This window comes from Microcystis sp. M53603_WE2, from assembly GCF_030065435.1.
In genome coordinates this window covers 1-1,386 of sequence record NZ_JASJFF010000397.1, presented here as the reverse complement: position 1 = coordinate 1,386, position 1,386 = coordinate 1, and the positions used below count along the sequence as shown (strand labels likewise).

The following is a 1,386-nucleotide window of genomic DNA, read 5'->3' as shown; positions in this document are numbered from 1 at the left end:
CGGTCAAATTTATTGACTCAAAATCAGCTATACTTAATTTAAATGAAACAGCCCTACCCTTATTAAGGGGGGATCCCCCCGCCTATCGGCACCCCCCTTATCAAGGGGGGCAGGGGGGATCAAACCTAAAATCCATTTTTAATTTAATTATAACCAGCTACTTAGCATCGTATTTTTGCTATCTTTCAACCTAAATTTAAAGAATAAAATAAGGACGCTGCCACTTGCGTCCTCAAGGTATCTGGAAAAGGCTTTTTTCCTAGACTTTCCGAGAGTAGTATTCCACTACTAACAGTTCATTAATCGAGAGGGCAATCCATTCTCTTTCCACAACGCCATTCACTTTGCCCACAAGGGTATTTTTGTCAAATTCCAAATGACTCGGCAGGTTGGCTAAACCGGGGTATTCCATATTTCTTTTGACTAGATCCTGGGAACGCTCTTGATTTCTGACTCCAATCACATCACCCGGACGGCACTGATAACTGGCAATATCCACAACTCTACCGTTAACGGTGACGTGACCGTGATTGACTAATTGTCGCGCCCCCGGAATTGTCCCAGCCATACCGAGACGGAAAACGGTATTATCCAGACGCATTTCTAAGAGTTGCAGCAGCACTTGACCAGTGGAACCGGTAGCCCGGCGAGCTTTGCGGACATAGCGAATTAATTGTTTCTCGCTGACACCGTAGTTAAAACGCAGTTTTTGTTTTTCTTCTAGACGAATGGCATATTCTGAACGTTTTTTGCGGGCCTGGCCATGTTGCCCGGGTGCATAGGCACGACGGGCATTTTTACGGGTTAAGCCTGGTAATTCCCCTAAACGACGCACAACGCGCAAGCGCGGTCCTCTATAACGAGACATACAGACAGTCTGCTCCTATTTAAATTTATCCCAAAACTATTATCGTAGCACAAATTAAGTGATTTAGTTGGCGTGTGGGGAGATGGGGAGAGGGGAGAACGGAGTGGGATGATGGGGTGTGGGGTGTGGGGTGTGGGGTGTGGGGTGTGGGGAGAATAAATAAAAGCAATCTCCTGAATACTGACTCCCGACTCGGAGAATACTGATCACTGATTACTGATTACTGATTACTGATCACTGATTCAAGCCTGACGGCAGCTGATGTATTTTTTTCATCGGAAATTTTGGGTCTGAAACCCCGCCGTTCTAGGTTGGCTTTACGTTAGAATTAAAAAGCCAGTCTCGAAAACCAAGTGGACGGCGCAGCACCTTGAAAACTCGGCTTAGGGGGTTCCGACCAGAAAAGCTTGGCCGGGTAAAAAGTCGCGCGCAACAAGAACAAGAAGCTAGAGGCGGTCAACGTACCGTGGGACACACGGAATCGGGCTGCTTAAATGGGGCGAAAGTCTGTGGACTCT

At 46.9% G+C, this 1,386-nt stretch carries 2 protein-coding genes; both read right to left on the bottom strand.

The window, feature by feature from the left end; translation table 11 throughout:
- Positions 1–259: 259 nt before the first annotated feature.
- Entirely contained in the window at positions 260–868 is a 609-nt protein-coding gene (gene rpsD, locus PX481_RS08400; protein WP_002798058.1) for a 30S ribosomal protein S4, read from the bottom strand.
- 63 nt (positions 869–931) lie between these two features.
- Positions 932–1,078, bottom strand: a complete 147-nt coding sequence (locus PX481_RS08395; protein ID WP_288094347.1) for a hypothetical protein — start codon at positions 1,076–1,078, stop codon at positions 932–934.
- Between the last annotated feature and the right edge of the window lie 308 nt (positions 1,079–1,386).